This window comes from Dactylosporangium vinaceum (genome assembly GCF_019904175.1).
GTDB lineage: Bacteria > Actinomycetota > Actinomycetes > Mycobacteriales > Micromonosporaceae > Dactylosporangium > Dactylosporangium vinaceum.
Map to the genome: position 1 here is coordinate 1503744 of NZ_CP061913.1, position 20183 is coordinate 1523926.

The window sequence follows — 20183 nt, forward strand, 5'->3', positions numbered from 1 at the left end:
ACCCGACAGCGTAGCGCTAAACGCGATACATCGCGATAGTATCTTCTGTGTCGCGACCTTTCTAGGCGGCCGGGGCGACCACCGCGGCGGCCGCCTTGGCCAGGACCCGGCGGGGGCTCGTGGGCCCGTCGCAGGGGGCGGGGTGGATCTTCGGATGGGCCCGCAGGCCGACGGACAGGTCGCGCGCGGCCAGCACCCGCCGCAGCGAGACGGCGAGGCTCTCGTCACCGATGAAGGCGGCGACCGTGGACACCGCGCCGTGCTGGGCGAACGTGAGGCGGACGGGCACGACGGGGACACCGGCGTCCACCGCGGCCTGGAACATCGCCGGGCGGAAGGTGCCGCCCATGCGCCCGCACCACGTCGTGCCCTCCGGGAAGACCGCCACCACACCGCCCGCGGCGAGGTTGCGCCGCACCTCGCCGATGGTCGCCGGCAGGCTCTTCGGGCGGGAGCGGTCCACGAACACGGTGCCGAGGGTCGCGGCCAGGCGCCCGATGAGGGGCCAGGCCCGGACCTCGCGCTTGGCCAGCAGGCGGGCCGGCGCGTGGGCCAGGATCACGATCACGTCCAGCCAGCTCACGTGGTTGGCCACCAGGAGCGCTCCCGACTGCGGGATCTTCCCGGCCGCGGCGTGCTTGACGCCCAGGCCGGCCAGCACCGCGCGGGCCAGGATGCGCTGCGCCTTGATCAGCTGCCGCTGCGGCAGCACGGCCAGCACCGGCACGGCCAGCCCGGCCAGCAGCAGCACGAAGCCGGTGACCAGGACGCGCTTGGCCATCAGCAGGGAGGAGACGGGCCGGGCCGCCGCGCCCGCCAGGCACTCGGCGCCGCAGGTCGAGCGGGGCAGCCAGAGGCTGTCCAGGACCCTCATGGGTGTCGCGGTCACGGTCATCGCCGTCACTCCTGACCGAGGAAGTGGCGCATGTAGCGCGGGTTGATGCGGTCCAGCGAGAGCAGCACGTAGAAGTCGGCGCAGTCGAAGTCGGGGTCGTGGGCCGGCGGGCCGGCGATCCAGGCGCCCAGCCGCAGGTACCCCTTCAGCAGCGGCGGCACCGTAGCCCTGGCCGGGGCCGGGACCGGCGGGGTCCACGGGTTGCGGGGCCGGACGGTCCAGGCGCTCGGCACCAGGTGCTTGCGCCGGGCCAGGTCCCACACGCCCGCGGCCTGCTCGCCGCCGTCGGCCAGCGGCACCGACGCGCAGCCGCCCAGCCAGCGGTGGTTGTGCAGGTGCATGTAGCGGGCGATGCCGGCCCACATCAGGTTGATGACCGCGCCGCTGCGGTGGTCCGGGTGGACGCAGGAGCGGCCGGTCTCGACCAGGCCGCCGCGCAGCTGGGCCAGGCCCGCGAGGTCGAACTCGGTGTCGGCGTAGAGGCCGCCGGCCCGGGCCGCGCGGTCCGGGGGGAGCATGCGGTAGGTCCCCACCACCTGGCCGGTGGACTCCTCGCGGATGATCAGGTGGTCGCAGTACTCGTCGAAGGGGTCGACGTCGATGCCGTCCTCGGTGCTGTGCAGGGTGGCGCCCAGCTCACCGGCGAAGACCTCGTGGCGGAGCCGTTGTGCGGCCCGGACCTGGGCGCCGTCGGTGGCCACCAGCAGGGTGTAGCGCTGCAAGTCGCCCAGCTCTTGCGGGCCGGCGGCGACGGCGAGAATCGTCATGCGTTCGGTGTAAGCGTCGACCCCTGCGGATGGCTGACGCTCACAGGTTCCGCCGATGGCGTGCGGATGAACTGTCGTTACCGTGATCAGCCATGGCGGGATATTCAGGCACACCATTGCCCAAGAAGCTCGGGATACATGCGGGAAACCGGGTGCTGCTGGACGGCGCGCCGGCCGGGTTCGCGCTCGACGAGCTCCCGGCGGATGTGGTACTCCACCGGCGCAACGCACCCGGCCTGTACGACGTCATCGTGCTGTTCTGCCCGAACTCCGCCCGGCTGCGGCGCCGCTGGCCGGCGCTGCACCGGTTGACCCCGCCGGCCGGCGCGCTCTGGGTGGCCTGGCCGAAGCGCGCCTCCGGGCTCACCACCGACCTCGACGAGGCCGGGGTGCGCGAGTTCGCACTCGCCAACGGCCGGGTCGACGTCAAGGTGTGCGCGATCGACGCAACCTGGTCGGGCCTGAAACACGTCATCCGAGTGCAAGATCGATAGGCTGCCGGACAACCCGAGATCACCGGTACTTGTCCGGACATGTCATATTGACGCCTTCACCTGTCTGCAGAAGGGAGCGGCGCGTTGTCCAACAACGGACAGATCGTCGTCTCCGGCCTGACGAAGCAGTATCGCAACGTCAGAGCCGTCGACAATTTGTCGTTCGTGGTCGAGCCGGGCCGCGTCACCGGGTTCCTCGGGCCGAACGGCGCGGGCAAGACCACCACGCTGCGCATGGTGCTCAACCTGGTCTCACCCACGTCCGGCACCGCGACGATCAGCGGGCACCGCTATGCGGACGTCGCCGAGCCGCTGAAGCTGGTCGGGGCGATCCTCGAGGCGTCGGCCGCGCACAAGGGCCGCACGGCGCGCAACCACCTGCGCTGCGTGGCCGCGGTCGGCGGTTTTCCCACGTCCCGCGTCGACGAGGTGCTGGAGCTGGTCGGGCTCACCACCGCGGCGAAACGGAAGTTCCGCGGATACTCCCTCGGCATGAAGCAGCGCCTCGGCATCGCCCAGGCGCTGCTGGGCAACCCGCAGGTGCTGATCCTCGACGAGCCGGCCAACGGCCTGGACCCGGAGGGCATCCGCTGGATGCGCGGGCTGCTGCAGGGCCTGGCCCAGCAGGGGCGCACGGTGCTCGTCTCCAGCCACCTGCTGTCGGAGATGGAGATCCTCGCCGACGACGTGGTCATCATCGCCGCGGGCAAGCTTGTCACCCAGGGCCCGATGGAGTCGATCGTCGGGCAGGGCACGACCCAGGCCGCCGTCCGGGTCCGCACGCCCAACATCCAGGAGCTGGTGGCGGCGGTCCGCGAGGCCGGCGGGGCGATCAACCCCGGCAGCAACGGCGCGCACCTGGTCACCGGCCTGGACGCCCCGGCCGTCGGCAAGCTGGCCCTGCAGTCCGGCGTCGAGCTGCACGAGCTGGTCGCCGAGAAGCCGGACCTGGAGCACGTGTTCCTCGAACTGACTCAGGGAAGGGCGGCCATCCGATGACGCGGCTCATCAAGGCCGAGCTGATCAAGCTGCGCACCACGAACATGTGGTGGATCTTCCTGATCTGCTCGGTGGCGTTCGTCGGGCTGGCCCTGCTGATCAACACCGCGCAGGCCCACTCCCAGCTGCACATTCCCGAGTGGGCCGACGAGCCCCCGCGCCCGGGGATGTCGGAGGAGGACAAGGCCGCCTTCCTGGCCGACCAGCAGCACGAGAAGGACCAGATCGCGCAGGCCCGCACCGCGGCCGGCGTGGCCAAGATCGCCGCGAACATCTACACGTCGGGCCAGTTCTTCGGCCTGATGATGGTCATGCTCCTGGCGATCCTGCTGATCACGAACGAGTTCTACCACCAGACGGCCACGGCGACGTTCCTGGCGACGCCGAAGCGGACAAAGGTCATCGTGGCCAAGCTGATCACCGGCGCGGCCATGGCGTTCGGGTTCTGGCTGCTCGCCACCGTGATCAACCTGATCGCCGGCGCGATCTTCTTCTCCGCCGAGGGGGTCGGCAACGCCCTGGGCCAGTGGGACGCGCAGCAGGCCATCCTGCTCAACCTGCTGGTGTACGCACTGTGGGCGGTCTTCGGCATCGGCATCGGCGTGCTCCTGCGCAGCCAGATCGGCGCGACGATCACCGCGGCGACCGTCTACACCATCGGCACCTACGCGGCCCTCATCGTCCTGGCGCTCATCCGCGAGTACCTGATCAAGGACGACTGGGTGCTGCAGGCGGCGGTGTACATTCCGCCACTGGCCTCCGAGCACGTGGTCGGCTCGCTGCAGAACCAAATGGGCGACACCCATCTGCCGGCCCGCTGGATCGGGGTCGTGGTGCTCGTCGGCTGGGCGCTCGTGCTGGGCGGCATCGGCACCCTGATCACCCGCAAGCGCGACATCGCATAAGCGGAGCGTGACCGCCCCGCTCAAGATAACTGCAAGATCTTGGACAACTGTGGCCGCCGCGAGGCGGCCACAGTTGTAAGGGTTGAACCACAATCCGCTCATCGACAACGTCAGACCCGCGCGTCTACATGGTCACTCCGGCGGCGTCGACGGCGAACGAGCGTTAGGCAGCGCGTAGCCTAAAGGACCGGACATCCGTAACCCCTAGCAACTCGCGTTTGGAAGAGGCGATCAAGAGCCGTGTCGACCCAAGCGACCAACTCGCAGGAGAATCCGCTGGCGGGATTTGGCCCGAACGAGTGGATCGTCGAGGACATGTACCAGCGGTACCTCGCCGACCCGGCCAGCGTGGACTCTGCGTGGCACGACTTCTTCACGGACTACAAGCCGGCCCCGGACGCCGAGGCCGCCGCCCCGGCCGCCGCGCCCGCCACGCCCGCACCTGCGAAGGCCGCCCCCGCGAAGGCCGCTCCGGCCAAGCCCGTGGAGAAGCCCGCCGCGAAGCCGGTCGAGAAGAAGGCCGTCCCCGCCAGCAAGCCCGCACCGACCAGGGAGGCGCCCGCCTCCGCCGGCGGCGCGAAGCACGTTCCCCTGCGCGGGGTCGCCGCCCGCATCGTGCAGAACATGGACCTCTCGCTCGAGGTGCCGACCGCCACCAGCGTGCGCGCCGTGCCGGCCAAGCTGCTCTCCGACAACCGGATCGTGATCAACAACCACCTCGCCCGCGGCCGCGGCGGGAAGGTGTCGTTCACGCACCTGATCGGATACGCGCTGGTCCGGGCCCTGGCCGTGCACCCGGAGCTCAACAACAGCTTCGCCGAGGTCGACGGCAAGCCCAACCTGGTCGAGCCCGAGCACGTCAACCTCGGCATCGCGATCGACCTGGCCAAGCCGGACGGCTCGCGCACGCTCGTGGTGCCCAGCATCAAGGGCACCGAGGCGATGGACTTCCGCCAGTTCTGGTCGGCCTACGAGGACGTCGTGCGGCGGGCCCGGCGCAACGAGCTGACGATGGACGACTACGCCGGCACGACCGTCTCGCTGACCAACCCGGGCGGCATCGGCACCGTGCACTCGATGCCGCGGCTGATGGCCGGGCAGGGCGCGATCATCGGCGTCGGCGCCATGGAATACCCGGCGCCCTACGCCGGCATGTCCGACGAGACCCTGGCCGAGCTGGGCATCAGCAAGATCATCACGCTCACCAGCACCTATGACCACCGGATCATCCAGGGCGCCCAGTCCGGCGAGTTCCTCAAGGTCATGCACGAGCTGCTGCTCGGCGAGCACGGCTTCTACGACCAGATCTTCACCGACCTGCGCATCCCCTACGAGCCGGTGCGCTGGGTCCGCGACGTGGCCCGCACCTCCGAGGGGCAGATCGACAAGGCGGCCCGGGTCGTGGAGCTCATCCACGCCTACCGCGTGCGCGGCCACCTCATGGCCGACACCGACCCGCTGGAGTTCCGCATCCGCCGCCACCCGGACCTCGACGTCCTGGAGCACGGCCTGACGCTGTGGGACCTCGACCGCGTCTTCCCGGTCGGCGGGTTCTCCGGCAAGCAGAAGATGAAGCTGCGGGCCGTCCTCGGCGTGCTGCGCGACTCCTACTGCCGGCGGGTCGGCGTCGAGTACATGCACATCATGGACCCGGAGGAGCGGCGCTGGATCGCCGAGCGGGTCGAGAAGCCGTACGAGAAGCCGACGACCGAGGAGCAGAAGCACATCCTCAACCGGCTCAACGCGGCCGAGGCGTTCGAGACCTTCCTGCAGACCAAGTACGTCGGCCAGCGGCGCTTCTCGCTGGAGGGCGGCGAGTCGCTGATCCCGCTGCTCGACGAGATCCTGCAGAACTCGGCCGAGGGCGAGCTCGACGAGGTCGTCATCGGCATGGCCCACCGCGGCCGGCTCAACGTGCTGGCCAACATCGTCGGCAAGCCCTACGAGAAGATCTTCTCCGAGTTCGAGGGGCACCTGGACCTCAAGTCGGCGCACGGCTCGGGCGACGTCAAGTACCACCTGGGCATGACCGGCAAATACACGCACCCCAACGGCGAGCACGCGACGACCGTCTCGGTCGTCGCCAACCCGTCGCACCTGGAGGCGGTCAACCCGGTGCTCGAGGGCATCGTGCGGGCCAAGCAGGACAAGATCGACCTCAAGCTCGAGGGCTACACCGTCCTGCCGCTGCTCATCCACGGCGACGCGGCGTTCGCGGGCCAGGGCGTCGTGGCCGAGACGCTGAACCTGTCGCAGCTGCGCGGGTACCGCACCGGCGGCACCGTCCACGTGGTCGTCAACAACCAGGTCGGCTTCACCACCGCCCCGGAGTACTCGCGCTCGTCGCTCTACTCGACCGACGTGGCCCGGATGATCCAGGCGCCGATCTTCCACGTCAACGGCGACGACCCCGAGGCCGTCGTGCGGGTGGCCCGGCTGGCGTTCGAATACCGCCAGGCGTTCAACAAGGACGTCGTCATCGACCTGGTCTGCTACCGCCGGCGCGGCCACAACGAGGGCGACGACCCCTCGATGACCAACCCGCTGATGTACGCGATCATCGACCAGAAGCGCTCGGTCCGAAAGATCTACACCGAGGAGCTGATCGGCCGCGGCGACATCCCGATCACCGAGGCCGAGGCCCTGCTCAAGGACTACCACGAGCAGCTGGAGACGGTGTTCAAGGCGACCCGCGACGCCTCCTCCACGCCGGCCGCCCGCCTCACCCGGCTGCGCGCCCCGGAGGCCGAGCCGGTGGTCGAGACCAAGATCGACGAGTCGGTACTGCGGGCGATCGGCGAGGCGCACGTCAAGCTCCCCGACGGCTTCACCCCGCACAAGCGCGTCCAGCAGCTGCTCGACCGCCGCGCGAAGATGGCCGTGGAGGGCGACATCGACTGGGGCTTCGGCGAGATCATCGCCTTCGGCGCCCTGGTCCACGACGGCGTCACCGTGCGCCTCTCCGGCCAGGACTCGCGGCGCGGCACCTTCGTCCAGCGCCACGCGGCGATCGTCGACGCCGAGACCGGCACCGACTACTTCCCGGTCAACGCGCTGCTCAAGGACAACGCGAAGTTCTTCGTCTACGACTCGCTGCTGTCGGAGTTCGCGGCGATGGGCTTCGAATACGGCTACTCGGTCGAGACCCCGGACGCGCTCGTCATGTGGGAGGCGCAGTTCGGCGACTTCGTCAACGGCGCCCAGTCGATCGTCGACGAGTTCATCTCCTCCGGCGAGGTGAAGTGGGGCCAGCTGGCCTCGGTCACCCTGCTGCTGCCGCACTCGCACGAGGGCCAGGGCCCCGACCACACGTCGGGCCGCCTGGAGCGCTACCTGCAGCTGTGCGCCGAGGACAACATGCGCGTCGCGGTCCCGACGACCCCGGCCAACCACTTCCACCTCCTGCGCCGCCAGGCCCTGTCGCCGAAGAAGAAGCCGCTCGTCGTCTTCACGCCCAAGTCGCTGCTGCGCCACCGCCTGTGCGTCTCCAGCGTCGAGGACTTCACCACCGGCACCTTCCAGACGGTCATGCCCGACCCGGGCGTGAAGGGCACCGCCCTCGACCCGGCCGCCGTGAAGCGGGTCCTGCTCTGCTCGGGCAAGGTCTTCTACGACCTCCTCCAGGCCCGCACCGACCGCGGCATCACCGACACCGCGATCCTGCGCGTCGAGCAGCTCTACCCGATGCCGATCGAGGAGCTCACGGCCGCGCTGGAGCAGTACCCGAACGCGGAGGACTTCGCCTGGGTCCAGGAGGAGCCGGCCAACCAGGGCGCGTGGTCGTTCATCGCGCTCAACCTGCTGGAGCAGCTGCAGGGTGTCGGCCTGCGCCGCATCTCCCGCCCGGCCGCCGCCGCCCCCGCCGTCGGCTCGACCAAGCTGCACGACGCCGAGCAGCAGGCCCTGATCGAGGCGGCTCTGCCCAAGCCCTGACCTTTGGGTGTACTTCGAGGGGGCACGGCGATTCCCGCCGTGCCCCCGCTGTCTCTCTCCCTGGAGCTGGTTCGCTATGTACTTCACGGATCGCGGCATCGAGGAGCTCGACACGCGTCGCGGTGAGGAGGAGGTCACGCTCGCGTGGCTGGCCGAGCGCCTCCGCGACTTCGTCGACCTCAACCCCGAGTTCGAGACCCCCATCGAACGCCTGGCCGTCTACCTGGCCCGCCTGGACGACGAGGACGAGGACTAGGCCCGGCGCGACGCCTCGGCCGGTGCGCTCGCCCCCGGCCGGGGCCGGCTCAGTCGGCCCAGCCGAAGGAGCGTTCGACGGCGCGCAGCCACAGGGCGTGGCCGCGGTCGCGCTGGTCGGCGGGCATGGAGGGCTCCCAGCGCCGGTCCACGTGCCACTTCGCGCGCAGGGTGTCGGTGTCGGGCCAGAAGCCTACGGCCAGGCCCGCCGCGTACGCGGCCCCCAGCGCCGTCGTCTCGGCGACCGTCGGGCGGACCACCGGGACGTCGAGGACGTCGGCCTGGAAGGCCATGAGCAGGTCGCTCGCCGTCATGCCGCCGTCGACCTTCAGGGTTTCCAGCGGTACCGCGGCCTCCGCCATCATCGCGTCGACGACGTCCTTGACCTGCCAGGCGGTGGCCTCCAGGGCGGCTCGGGCCAGATGGCCCTTGGTGACGTAGCCGGTGAGGCCGGTGATGACACCGCGGGCGTCGGGGCGCCAGTGGGGGGCGAAGAGGCCGGCGAACGCGGGGACGATGTAGCAGCCGCCGTTGTCCTCCACGGTGGCGGCCAGCTCGTTGATCTCGGGGGCGGAGGCGATAAGGCCCAGGTTGTCGCGCAGCCACTGGACGAGCGAGCCGGTGATGGCGATCGAGCCCTCGAGGGCGTAGACCGGGTCCGCGTCGCCGATGCGGTAGCCGACCGTGGTGACCAGGCCGCGCTCGCTCGAGACCGGGCGGGTGCCGGTGTTGAGCAGCAGGAACGAGCCGGTGCCGTAGGTGCACTTGGCCTCGCCGGGGGAGAAGCACGCCTGGCCGAAGAGGGCCGCCTGCTGGTCGCCGAGCGCGCTGGCCACGGGCACGCCGTGGAGCATCGTCCTCGCCTCGCCGTAGACGTACGACGAGGAGCCGATCTCCGGCAGCATGACCCGCGGGATGCCGAACGCGGCAAGCAGCTCGTCGTCCCAGTCCAGCGTGGTCAGGTTCATGAGCATCGTCCGGCTGGCGTTCGTCACGTCGGTGACGTGGCGGCCGGTGAGCTTCTCGATCAGCCACGTGTCGACGGTGCCGAAGCGGATCTCGCCGGCCTCGGCCCGGGCGCGCAGGCCGGGGACGTTGTCGAGCAGCCAGACCACCTTGGGGGCGGCGAAGTAGGTGGCCAGGGGCAGGCCGCAGCGGTCGCGGAAGCGGTCCGGGCCCGCGTCGCCGGCCAGCGTGCGGATGAGGGCGTCGGTGCGGGTGTCCTGCCAGACGATGGCCGGGTGCACCGGTTCGCCGGTGGCGGCGTCCCACAGGATCGTGGTCTCGCGCTGATTGGTGATGCCGATGGCGGCGACGTCGGCGCGGCTGAGCCCGGCCTGGTCCAGCGCGCGGGTCGACACGGCCTGGACGTTGTGCCAGATCTCGACCGGGTCGTGCTCGACCCAGCCGGGGCGGGGGAAACTCTGTCGGTGTTCGCGCTGGTCAAGCGCCACGATGGCGCCGTCGGCGTCGAACACGATCGCACGGGTGGAGGTCGTGCCCTGGTCGATGGCGAGGATGTACACAGTGCCATCTTCGCCGAAGCTCTGTCACGTTCGGGACGGAACCTTTTCCGGCATCTGTCGCACGGCCTAGAGTCCGGGGCCGGAACCCTGCCCGAACCCGCGCCGCGGGCCGGCACCCACCTCGCCGACCTGGAGCAATAGTGTCCGTCATCGAGACGCGCATCAGTGTCTGGGAGGCGCTGGCCGGGCGTGCCCCCGGTGCGCCGCTCGGCCCGGCCGACATCGGCCTGTGGCACGCGGTGACCGACCGGCTCAACCCGGCCCGGGCCCGGCCCGTCCTGCGCGAGGGTGTCGAGGCGGTCACGCTCACCTCGGCCCGCGGGGTCGACTACGTCATGCTGCGCTCGCCCGATCGCGCGGAGTCGAGCTACCTGCGGCTGACGCCGGAGGAGTGGCGGCTGGCCCAGTTCATGGACGGCAGCCGGACCGTGGCCCGCCTGGTCGCCGAGTTCGCCCGCATCTGCGGCCGGCTCGCGCCCGACCAGGTGACCCGGATCGTCGCCGACCTCGCCGGCAACCGGATGCTCGCCGAGCTGCCCGTCGACGCGTTCAGCAAGCTCCAGCGGGTGCACCGCCGGCCCTGGCCGCTGCGCCTGGGCAAGGCGATCCTGGCCACCGCCCAGGGCCGCCGGGTCGTGCTGGCCCGGGTCGACCCGATCGTCACGTTCCTGTACAAGGCGGGCGGGCGGCTCTTCTTCACCCGGGTCGTCGCCGTGCTCTGCGGCCTGCTCGCGCTGGCCGGCCTCGGCGTGTTCGTGTGGAACTGGTTCCGCGCCGACCAGTCGGTCTTCCTCACCGGCGACTCGTACTTCGCCGGCGCTCTCGTGCTGCTCGGCCTCAACGTGCTGGCGCTCGGCTGCCACGAGCTCGGGCACGCGCTGGGCGCCAAGCACGCCGGGAGGCGGGTGCCCGTCGCGGGCTTCCTGGTGTACTTCGGCATTCCCTCGGTATTCGTCGACACCACCGACGTGTGGATGGCCGGGCGCCGCGCCCGCCTGGTGACCACGATCGCCGGGCCGGCGACCGGCCTCATCCTGGCGGGGGCCTGCCAGATCGTCGGCGTGTTCGTCCCCGAGCTGCAGCCGTGGACGTTCAAGCTGGCCTTCGCGTGGTATCTCAACGCGCTGTTCAACCTCAACCCGTTCATGGCGCTCGACGGCTACTACCTGCTCATGGACTGGCTGGAGGTACCCAATCTGCGGGCCCGTGGTCTGGCCTGGGTCCTGGCCCGGCTGCGCCGGCGGCCGCCGCGCTTCTCCGAGCTGGACCGGGAGGGGCGGCTCGTCGCGCTCTACGGGATGCTCGCCGTCACCTGGATCGCGATAGCCGTCAACCTCGTCTACCGCGTGTACACCGACCGCGTCGCCGGGGTCGTCACCGGCCTCTGGAACGCGGGGTGGGCGGCTCGCGCCCTGCTCGCCGTGATCGTCGCCGGGCTGCTGGCGCCGGTCGTGTACCTCTTCCTCGGCTGGCTGCGCCGGCGCGGCCGGCGGCTGCGCGACCGGCTGGGCGAGCGCAGGCTGGTCCGGGACGAGCCGCGCCGGTTCGCCGCGCTGAGCTCCTCGGCGCTGTCCAACCTGCCACCGGACGCCCTCGCCCGGCTGGCCGCCGACGCCCGCTGGGTCCACCCGCGCACCGGCGAGCAGCTGGTCTTCGCCGGGGCCGCGCAGCCGTCGGTGTTCGTCGTCGTCGACGGGGCGCTGGAGGCCAGGCGGCCGGGCGATCCCAGCGGTACCGTCCGCGAGCGCGTCGGCCGCGGCGGAGTCGTCGGGCTGGCCAACGCCCTGACCGGTGCTCCGGCCGCGCTGGGCTGGCTGACCGCGGGCACCACGCTCCTGGCCGTCCCGTCCTCCACGGTCTCGGCCGCCATCGGCCCGCTGCCCGGCCCGCCGCCCGTCGAGCGGGCCGAGCTCGAGGCGCTCATGACGCAGACCCCGGCCCTGGCCGCCCTCGGCCCCGAGGACCGCCTCGGCCTGCTCACCCGGGCCCGCCCGATGCACCTCGGCCCGGGCGAGCCGGTCGTGCTGCGCACCGGCAACGACGCGCTCGTGGTGGCGTCCGGCTCCCTCCAGCTGCCCGAGGGCATCGAGCTGCACCGCGGCTCCATGATCGGCCCCTACGGCGACGGCTCGCCCGGCCAGGTCGCCACCGCCCGCACCCCGGCCCGCGCCTGGCTACTGCCCGCGGTCGCCGGCCTGCCCCTGCTCCTGGGCCGCCCGGCCGACTCCGTCGCCGCCGGTGGCCGGCGCCCGGTGCACGGCGCCCACCCGATCTCGAACTACCCGCCGCTGGCCTCCCCGCCCGGCCCGCCGCCGCCCGCCGACGACAGCGTCGACCGCCGCTTCGAGCGCCGGCTGTGGTGGCTGCTCGTCCTGCTCCTGCTGTTCGCGGTGTTCCTGACCGGCGCGAACCTGTTCACCGGCCCCGTGTGGGCGGAGATGCCGACCGACAGCGCGCTCGTCACCGTCACCCGCGGCGATGCGACAGTGCGCATCAACGGCCTGGAGCGCACACTGTCGCGCAACGCCAAGGTGTACGTCCAGCAGGGCGACGCCGTGCACATCAACGTCAAGTCCACCGCTTCCCTGACCTTCCGCGGCGGCAGCGCCACGGTCCTCTGCGCCGGGGCCGACGTGCGGATCGGCACCCTGGTCAGCGGCCAGCAGACGCCGATCGAGCCGACCGCCGCGCTGACCCTGGACCGCGGCCGCCTGCTCGTCGACACGACGAGCACGACAACGGCCTTCAAGCCGCTGCGCCTGGCCGTCGGCGACGTGACGAATGAGGGCTCGGCCCGCTTCGCGCTTGCCGCCGGCAACGACCCCGAGGTCGGCCGGGGCGTGGTGAAGCAGGACGGCGCCGTGGTGGACCCGGCCGCGACGGCCGACCTGACCTGTGGCGACGGTGTCGCGCTGCCCAAGCCCGGCGGGACTCCGACGGTCGTCCCCTCGGCCACCGAGACGCCCTCGGTCCTGCCGTCCCCGAGCGACTCCCCGTCCGCCTCGGCGTCGGCCACGAACACGCCGGAGGCGACCCCGAGCCGCACCACGGGCCGCCCGACGGCCACGCCGACCGCCACGCCGCCCACGACGACCGCGGGCCCGCCGCCGACCACTGCCGCCCCGACGACGTCACCGCCGGACACGACTGTCCCGACGACCCGCCTGACCTCCTCGGCTGCGCAGTTCTACCGCTCGTTCGTCGTCGAGGGCACCCGGCAGCCCTGCTACTGGGGGGACCCGATAAGCGGGGACCCGACCTCGTCGACGGTCACCGTCAACATGATCGACGCTGGTGGCACCGCGGGGTCGCGGCTCGTGTCGCTGACCGTGGACGGCAAGGCGGTCTCCGGGTCGGGCGGCAACGGCAAGTGGACGACGGTCATCGGGCCGGTCTCGGACTACGGCGACGAGCACACGTACACCGTCTCGGCCGTGACCGCCGACGCCGCCGGCAACCGGTCGGGAGAAGCATCGACAAAGGTGACCGTCCGCGGTTGCCAGATCATCGGATAGGTTGGAGCTCAGGTGCTTTGTTGGTTCTGTGCCAAGGCGGCGCGGGGGTCGTGCCGGTTCTGCGGCCGTGGGCTGTGCGAGGACCACGCGAAGTTCGGCCCCTACCTGCTGGAGGTGCACCGCTCGCAGCGCCGCGGACGGGCGGAGGGGCTCGTCGTCGAGGATGCGGTGCAGTGCGGGACGTGCCGTCCACGGCCGCAGCCGATTCCGATGCCCGAGCTCGACTGAGCGCCGGAAGTACCAAATCTGGGGGGTAGTGACAATGTCCGATTTCGACGAGGTGCTCGAGCGGCTGCTCGGCGATCCCGGGTTCAAGGCGCAGCTGGCGGCCGACCCGGGCCGGGCCCTGGCCGGGTATCACCTGAGCCCGGACGAGCTCGACATCCTGCAGACCCAGCTCGGCGACGCCGGCGGCCAGCGCCACGTCGAGCAGCGCACCAGCAAGGCGAGCATGTTCGGGGTGTTCTCCTCGATCGGCTCCGGCCTCGGCGACGTGCTGCACGGCGGCCACGGCGGCGGGGTCGCGCATACCCTCGGCTCCGGCCCGGGCGCGCCGGGGGGCGGCGCCGGGGCCGACATGGGGCAGCGGATGCACGAGGTGGTCGAGCAGCAGTACGGCGGCCGCCACGCCGCCGTCGAGCCCGCCGACGTCGGCCCGGGCTCCTCGATCGACCACGCCGTGCAGGACGTGGGCTCGGGCCGCCACGCGGTCTCGGAGGTCTCGTCCTCGTCCTCCTCGCACCACACGGAGACGTCCGGCACCGTCTACCGGGCCAGCACCTACACGGGCGGCCTCCCGCAGGAGCCGTCGGGGGCGGCGGGCGCCGCGGCCGGCCTGGCCGGTCACCACGAGGGCGGCCACGGTTCCGGGCTCGGCGCCGGCCTTGACGACATCGGCCGGCAGCCGGGCCAGGGGGCCGGGGCGGTCGACGGCCCGGCCGGTCACTACGAGGGCGGCCACGGTTCGGGGCTCGGCGCGGGCCTGGACGACATCGGCCGGGAGCAGGGCCAGGGGGCCGGGGCGGTCGGCGGCCTGGCCGGACGGGTCCACGGCCAGGTGCCGGGGGCCGCACCGACCGACGGCTACCACACGCGGGTCGACTGGGACGGCGACGGGCGCTGGGACCAGCACACCTACGTCAACCGCCCCGACGGCGGCGTCGACATCGTGGTGGACGCCGACGGCGACGGCCGCGCCGAGTTCATCGGCCACGACACCGACCGCGACGGCCTGATCAACTCCTCCGAGGTCGACACCGACCGCGACGGCACGATGGACGCCCGCTACGAGGACGTCAACGGCGACGGCTGGCTGGACCGCCGAACCCGCTGAGCGGTTGCCCGGCGCGAGTGGCACGTTTCCGGGAGCCGCCCGCGCCGCCTGTTCCCTACCGTTCTAGATGTACCGCGGGGCAGCGGTACGCCGAAGAAGACCGGGAGCAGGTTATGAGCGACTTTGACCTCGACTGGGGCATGGAGCACGAACTCCACGTCGACCACGACGGTGGAGTCGATCACGCCCTGGCCGACGACCACGCCTACGACGCACACGACATCTCGGGCACGCACGACATCTCGGACACGCACGACGCCCTCGACTCGCGCGACTCCCTGGACTCGCACGAGGGGCACGAGGGGCACGACGCATACAGCGACGGCCACGAGGCCCACGCCGACACCCACGACTACGCGGGCGAGGCCGACCTCGACACCGCCGCCCACCACGACGACCAGCCGGCCCTTGACGAGCCCGACCTGGACCTGCCCGACTGGCAGCTGGACACAGACTTCCTGGACGGACACTACGACCTGGTCGGCGCGGACCCGCACGAAGGCGACATGTGGTCGCAGTTCATGACCGACATGCACGAAGAGATCAACCCGTACGCCGCCAACTGATCCCGGGCGGTGCGCTCCGGAGCGCACCGCCCTTCGGCGCGCCCGACGTATCCGGCGCGCCGGGGGGTGCCGGGTCAGAGCTTGATCGCGCTCGCCGGGCCGGAGCTCGCGTAGTACCAGCCCTGCGCCGTGTCACAGCCCAGCTCCAGCAGGCGGGTGGCCTGCTCGGCGGTCTCCACGCCCTCGGCCGTCACGCTCAGCTTCAGCGTGTGGGCCAGGCCGATCACGGCGGCGATGATCTCCTGGTCGACCGGGTCGGCGCCCTCCGGCGGCCGTAGGCCCGCGACGAACGAGCCGGCCAGTTTCAGGCTGTGGACGGGCAGGTTGCGCAGGTACGCGAAGTTCGAGTACCCCGTCCCGAAGTCGTCGATGGCGATGCGCGGGCCCAGTGCCGCGAGGGCGTTGAGGTCCTCGATGGGGTCGCCGCCGGTACCCATGACGGCACTTTCGGTCAGCTCGAGCTGCAGCAGCTCCGGCGGCAGACCCGTCTGCTCCAGGATCGCGCGCACGTCCCGCACGATGGTGCGGTCGCGCATCTGGCGGACGGCCAGGTTGACGCTCATGATCGGGGCGCGGTCGCCCACCGTACGGCGCCACTCGGCGGCCTGGCGGCACGCCTCGTGCAGGACCCAGCGGCCCAGGGGCACGATGAGGCCGGTCTCCTCGGCCATGCCGATGAACGCGTCCGGGCCGAGCACGCCGAAGCGCGGGTGCCGCCACCGGACGAGCGCCTCGACGCCGATGGTCACGCCGTCGCTCAGTCGGACCAGCGGCTGATACTCGACGAAGAACTCCCGCCGCTCCAGCGCCGCGGGCATGGAGGCGGACAGCTCGTAGGCGGTGACCTCGCGCGTGTGGCGCTCGGCGTCGAAGAGGGCCAGGCGGTTGCGGCCGTCGGCCTTGGCCCAGTAGAGCGTGGTGTCGGCCGCCTTCATGACCTCGGCCGCGCTGGTACCGCGCAGCGGCTGCTCGACCACGCCGATGCTGGCCGAGATGCTGATCTCGTGGCCGCCGACGTGGACGGGGGCGCGCACGGTGTCGAGCGCCTTCTCGGCCACCGCGACCACGTCCTCGACCCCGCCGCACTGCTCGACGAGCACCACGAACTCGTCGCCGCCCATGCGGGCCACCAGCTGGTGCTCGCCGCTGATCGAGCGGGCCAGGCGGCGGGCGACGGTCTGCAGCAGCTGGTCGCCGACGTCGTGACCCAGGGTGTCGTTGATGACCTTGAATCCGTCGACGTCGAGGTAGCACACACCGATCCGGGCGTCCTCGTGCCCGGTGTCGCCGGCCGCGTCGAGCAGGGCGTTGAGCCGCTCGAAGAACAGCGTGCGGTTGGGCAGCTGGGTGAGCGGGTCGTGGAGGGCCTGGTGGCGCAGGCGGACCTGGAGGAGGTACCGCTCGGTGATGTCCTCGAACATCGCCACCAGCCAGCGCGCCCGCCCGTCCTCGTCGCGGATGATCGAGGCGACCAGGTCGGTCCACACCCGGTGGCCGTCCTTGTGGACATAGGGCTTCTCGATGCGGAACTGGTCGCGCCCGCCCGAGAGCACCTCCTCGAACATGGCCCCGGCCGACGGCGGGTCCTCGGGCAGCACGAAGTCGTCGAACGACATGGCTCGAAGCTCGTCCGCGGTGTACCCGAGCATGTCGCACAGCGCCTGGTTGACCTCGATCACCTGGCCGTCGATCGTGCTCACGCTCATGCCGATGGCGGCACCGGCGAAGATGGCCCGGAAGCGGGCCTCGCTGACCCGCCGGCCCTCCTCGGCCCGGGCCCGCGCCCAGAGCGCCGCGGTGCGGATCTCCTCCTGCTCGTCGAGGACGCGGTCGCGCAGGGCGAGCGCATAGCCGGAGGCGAGCGCACCCTGGATCTGCGCACACCGCTTCGAGGGCGCGTTGCCGAACTGCTCGGCCAGCACCGCGAGCGTGCGCTCCAGCGTCGTGGGCTCGGTGAAGTGGGCGGCGACGAGCGTCGAGCCGACCTCCCGCACGTCGGTCGGGTCGAACGTCTCGGCGGTCAGCGCGTGGATGAGCCGGGTCGAGAGGCTGGTCAGGAAGTCCTGCACCTCGAGGCCGTTCATCGACACGTAGCTGGTGCCGGCGATGGCCAGCGACCAGGCGCGCGCCATCCGTTCGGCGGCGCGATGCGGGCGGTCCCACGAAGTCGGCGTGGGGCTGATGGCGGTCATGGTGGGCCGGGCTAATCCTTACGGGCGACGGCCGCGCAGCCGACCGCGGTGCCCTCGGATGGTGGCTCCTCCTCGTCGCCGTCGGGGCGCCATTCGTGCGGCGCCACGATGCCCGGCGACAGCGGGGTCAGGTCGCCGAGCAGCGCCGCGACCTGGTCTTTCGTGCGCAGGATGAGCGGTGTGGGCGACCGGCGGTACATCTCCCAGGCCTCTTCCTCGGGCGGTGTGAGGGGCCGGTCGAGGCCGGCGTGCGAGAGGACGACGTGGCTGCCGGGCACGGCCGCGGCGGCGTAACCCGCGACGATGTCGGCCGGGCGCTGATCGTCGGGGACGAAGTGCAGCACCGCGGCGAGCAGGAAGGCGATCGGGCGGCCGAAGTCGACGAGGCCCTGCACCTGCGGGTGGGCCAGCACCTCGGCCGGCCGGCGCAGGTCGGCCGCGACGACGCCGGTGCCCGGGACGTCGGCCAGGATGGCCCGGCTGTGCGCGACCGCGACGGGGTCGTGGTCGACGTAGACGACCCGGGCGTCGTCGATCCCGGAGTCGAGGAGGAGCTCGTGCACGTTGCCGACGGTCGGGATGCCGGAGCCGAGGTCGACGAACTGGCGCACGCCCACCGCGGCGAGCTCACGCACCGCCCGGCGCAGGAACGCCCGGTTGCTGCGGGCCAGCGCGGCGACGGCCGGCATGACCTTGAGGACCTGCTCGGCGAAGGCCCGGTCGGCCGCGAAGTTGTGCGATCCGCCCAGGTAGTAGTCGTAGACCCGGGCCACGCTGGGACGGTCGAGGTCGACGTCGGCCGGGGCCCAGCTCGGGCGGTCCACAGATCAACACCTCTCGACCTTGGTAACTTTCGGGCCTGAGCATACGTGTGGGCGGGCGGCGAGAGAACCCGCCGCCCGCCCAGACGAGTATCGATTAAGCGATCTTCGTGTAGCGGTCGGCCGGGCCGGGAGCAATGGGTCCGGTGCCCAGGTAGGCGGTCAGAGCATCGACGTCGAAGCCCGGCGCGGTGACCCGGCCCGTCCCCTTCGCCAGGTTCAGGAAGCCGTCACCCCCGTTGGCCAGGAAGTCGTTGGTGGTCACCTTGTAGCTGGCGGCCGGGTCGAGCGCGACGCCGTTGAGCTTGATGTCGCTGACCTTGGACCCGACGGGTGCCGAGGCGCTGTAGGTGTACGTGAAGCCGGCCGACACCTGCAGGAAGCGCTGGACGGTCTGGCCCTGGAAGCCCACGAACTGCTGCTCGAGGACGTCCTTGATCTGCGCGCCGGTGAACGACTGCGTGACCACCAGGTTGTTGAACGGCTGGACGGTGAACGCTTCGCCGTACGTGACCTGGCCGGGCGCCTCGCCGCCGGGGGAGTTGGCGTAGGTCAGCGAGGCCCGGATGCCGCCCGGGTTCATGAACGCGATCTGCGCTCCCGCACTGGCCTTGGTGTAGGCCAGCTGCGCGTCGGCGATGACGTCGCCCAGCGGCGTCTCACCCGACGCGACCTGCGTGGTGGTGATGTCGGCGGTGATGCTGCCGACGACCTTGTTGGCCAGCGGCGCCACGGCGACGCGGTACTTGTCGGCGATCTTCTTCACCTTCGGGTCGACAAGTGCCGGGTTGCGCACCGGGTTGCCGGCCGCGTCCCTCTGGTAGGTCCCGTCGGCGTTCTTCACGCCGTTCTCGACGATCACGTTGGTGGCCGACGCGTCGACGAACTTGCGCGTCTTCTTGTCCAGCGTGACCCGGATGTCGCTGATCAGCGTGCCGGCCGTGCCCGCGCTCGTCACGAGCGAGTTCTGGCCCGAGGAGTTGGGCAGCTCGCAGCTGTAGAAGCGGTGGGTGTGGCCGGAGACGACGACGCCGTAGGCCGGGTTGAGGCCCTTGGTGATGTCGGTGATCGGGCCGGCGAAGTTGGCGCAGCCGGACGGGTCGAGCGGCGCGGGCGGGCTGCTCTGCGCGCCCCCCTCGTGGATCACCAGCACCATCGACTTGATGCCGAGCCAGTTGAGGATGGTGGCGTACTTGTTCGCCGTCTCGACCTCGTCGTGGAAGTCGACGTTCTTGATCCCGGCCGGGTTGACGATGCCGGGGGTGCCCTCGAGCGTCATGCCGACGAACGCGACGGGCACGCCGTCGTAGAACCGGATGGTGAACGGCAGCAGGATCGGCAGGCCGTTCGACTTCTGGGTGACGTTGGCGGCGAGGTAGGGGAACTTCGCCCCGGCGAACCCGTCGCCGTCCTGGCAGCCGTCGGTCGGGTGGCAGCCGCCGAACTGCATCCGGTAGAGCTCGGTGACGCCCTCGTCGAACTCGTGGTTGCCCACGGAGGCGAGGTCGACGCCCATGGCGTTGAGGACCTCGATCGCCGGCTCGTCGTGGAACGCGGCACTCACCAGCGGCGAGGCGCCGATGTTGTCGCCGGCGACCACCGTGTCGCTGTACTTGACGCCGGCCTTCTTGGCGTCGTCGCGCAGCTTGGTGAGGTATGTGCTGAGGTATTCGGAGCCACCCGCGGGAATGCCGTTGATGAGCCCGCCACTGCCGGTCGGCGGGTCGATGTTGCCGTGGAAGTCGTTGAAGCCGAGCAGCTGCGCGGTCGTCGTCGGCCCGGTCTTCGTGGCGAACGAAACCTTGGCCGGGGTCAGTGGCGTCCACCGATCCTGGGTCTGCGTAGCGCCGGTCTTGGCCAAGGGCAGCAGTGCGACGACCGCGACGGCGAGCGCGGGCACCGCGAGGTGCTGCGCGATCCGCCAGCCGCGGGCGCTTGGCTGGGCCATGATCTCTCCTTCAGAAGGACACATGCGTCGATCG

14 protein-coding genes are annotated in these 20183 nt (G+C 71.4%); 8 read left to right on the forward strand and 6 right to left on the reverse strand.

Features of this window, described 5'->3' with window-relative positions; all coding sequences use genetic code 11:
• Window positions 1-61: 61 nt before the first annotated feature.
• Both Dvina_RS06550 and Dvina_RS06555 read right to left on the reverse strand, forming a co-directional pair.
• Window positions 62-895: a lysophospholipid acyltransferase family protein gene (locus Dvina_RS06550; protein ID WP_223101447.1), complete on the reverse strand. Its 834-nt coding sequence runs from the start codon at window positions 893-895 to the stop codon at window positions 62-64.
• A gap of 5 nt (window positions 896-900) precedes the next feature.
• Complete coding sequence (locus Dvina_RS06555; RefSeq protein WP_223101448.1) at window positions 901-1662, reverse strand: GNAT family N-acetyltransferase; 762 nt, start codon at window positions 1660-1662, stop codon at window positions 901-903.
• 92 nt (window positions 1663-1754) lie between these two features.
• Between Dvina_RS06555 and Dvina_RS06560 the strand changes: the two genes are divergently transcribed.
• From Dvina_RS06560 to Dvina_RS06580, 5 genes are all read left to right on the forward strand, one after another.
• Window positions 1755-2156, forward strand: coding sequence for a DUF3052 domain-containing protein (locus Dvina_RS06560; RefSeq protein WP_223101449.1), 402 nt, complete (start codon window positions 1755-1757; stop codon window positions 2154-2156).
• A gap of 60 nt (window positions 2157-2216) precedes the next feature.
• The gene (locus tag Dvina_RS06565; protein WP_380028499.1) at window positions 2217-3155 is read left to right on the forward strand and encodes an ABC transporter ATP-binding protein; all 939 of its coding nucleotides are present in this window, start codon (window positions 2217-2219) and stop codon (window positions 3153-3155) included.
• On the forward strand, window positions 3152-4060 hold the full coding sequence (locus Dvina_RS06570) for an ABC transporter permease (RefSeq protein ID WP_223101451.1): 909 nt from the start codon (window positions 3152-3154) through the stop codon (window positions 4058-4060). The genes Dvina_RS06565 and Dvina_RS06570 overlap by 4 nt, the downstream gene beginning before the upstream one ends.
• 240 nt (window positions 4061-4300) lie before the next feature.
• Entirely contained in the window at window positions 4301-7993 is a 3693-nt protein-coding gene (locus tag Dvina_RS06575; protein WP_223101452.1) for a multifunctional oxoglutarate decarboxylase/oxoglutarate dehydrogenase thiamine pyrophosphate-binding subunit/dihydrolipoyllysine-residue succinyltransferase subunit, read from the forward strand.
• A 76-nt stretch (window positions 7994-8069) separates the two neighbouring features.
• Window positions 8070-8249 (forward strand): DUF6104 family protein, encoded by a 180-nt coding sequence (locus Dvina_RS06580; RefSeq protein WP_223101453.1) that lies wholly within the window; start codon window positions 8070-8072, stop codon window positions 8247-8249.
• Window positions 8250-8298: 49 nt separating this feature from the next.
• On the opposite strand, the gene glpK is transcribed toward Dvina_RS06580, so the two are convergent.
• The gene (glpK, locus tag Dvina_RS06585; protein ID WP_223101454.1) at window positions 8299-9774 is read right to left on the reverse strand and encodes a glycerol kinase GlpK; all 1476 of its coding nucleotides are present in this window, start codon (window positions 9772-9774) and stop codon (window positions 8299-8301) included.
• 140 nt (window positions 9775-9914) lie between these two features.
• Between glpK and Dvina_RS06590 the strand changes: the two genes are divergently transcribed.
• The 3 genes from Dvina_RS06590 to Dvina_RS06600 all read left to right on the forward strand — a co-directional run bounded on the left by Dvina_RS06590 (window position 9915) and on the right by Dvina_RS06600 (window position 15188).
• Window positions 9915-13289 carry a cyclic nucleotide-binding protein gene (locus Dvina_RS06590; RefSeq protein WP_223101455.1) on the forward strand — a complete coding sequence of 1125 codons (3375 nt, stop codon included), beginning with the start codon at window positions 9915-9917 and terminating at the stop codon, window positions 13287-13289.
• Window positions 13290-13551: 262 nt separating this feature from the next.
• A complete protein-coding gene (locus Dvina_RS06595; protein ID WP_223101456.1) occupies window positions 13552-14622 on the forward strand; it encodes a hypothetical protein in 1071 nt (356 codons plus the stop codon).
• A 113-nt stretch (window positions 14623-14735) separates the two neighbouring features.
• The gene (locus Dvina_RS06600; protein ID WP_223101457.1) at window positions 14736-15188 is read left to right on the forward strand and encodes a hypothetical protein; all 453 of its coding nucleotides are present in this window, start codon (window positions 14736-14738) and stop codon (window positions 15186-15188) included.
• A gap of 74 nt (window positions 15189-15262) precedes the next feature.
• On the opposite strand, the gene Dvina_RS06605 is transcribed toward Dvina_RS06600, so the two are convergent.
• The 3 genes from Dvina_RS06605 to Dvina_RS06615 form a co-directional block, all read right to left on the reverse strand.
• Window positions 15263-17380: a putative bifunctional diguanylate cyclase/phosphodiesterase gene (locus tag Dvina_RS06605; RefSeq protein WP_223101458.1), complete on the reverse strand. Its 2118-nt coding sequence runs from the start codon at window positions 17378-17380 to the stop codon at window positions 15263-15265.
• Between the two features lie 11 nt (window positions 17381-17391).
• Window positions 17392-18204 carry an SAM-dependent methyltransferase gene (locus Dvina_RS06610; RefSeq protein WP_223101459.1) on the reverse strand — a complete coding sequence of 271 codons (813 nt, stop codon included), beginning with the start codon at window positions 18202-18204 and terminating at the stop codon, window positions 17392-17394.
• A 94-nt stretch (window positions 18205-18298) separates the two neighbouring features.
• The gene (locus Dvina_RS06615; RefSeq protein WP_223101460.1) at window positions 18299-20149 is read right to left on the reverse strand and encodes a bifunctional metallophosphatase/5'-nucleotidase; all 1851 of its coding nucleotides are present in this window, start codon (window positions 20147-20149) and stop codon (window positions 18299-18301) included.
• Window positions 20150-20183: the final 34 nt, after the last annotated feature.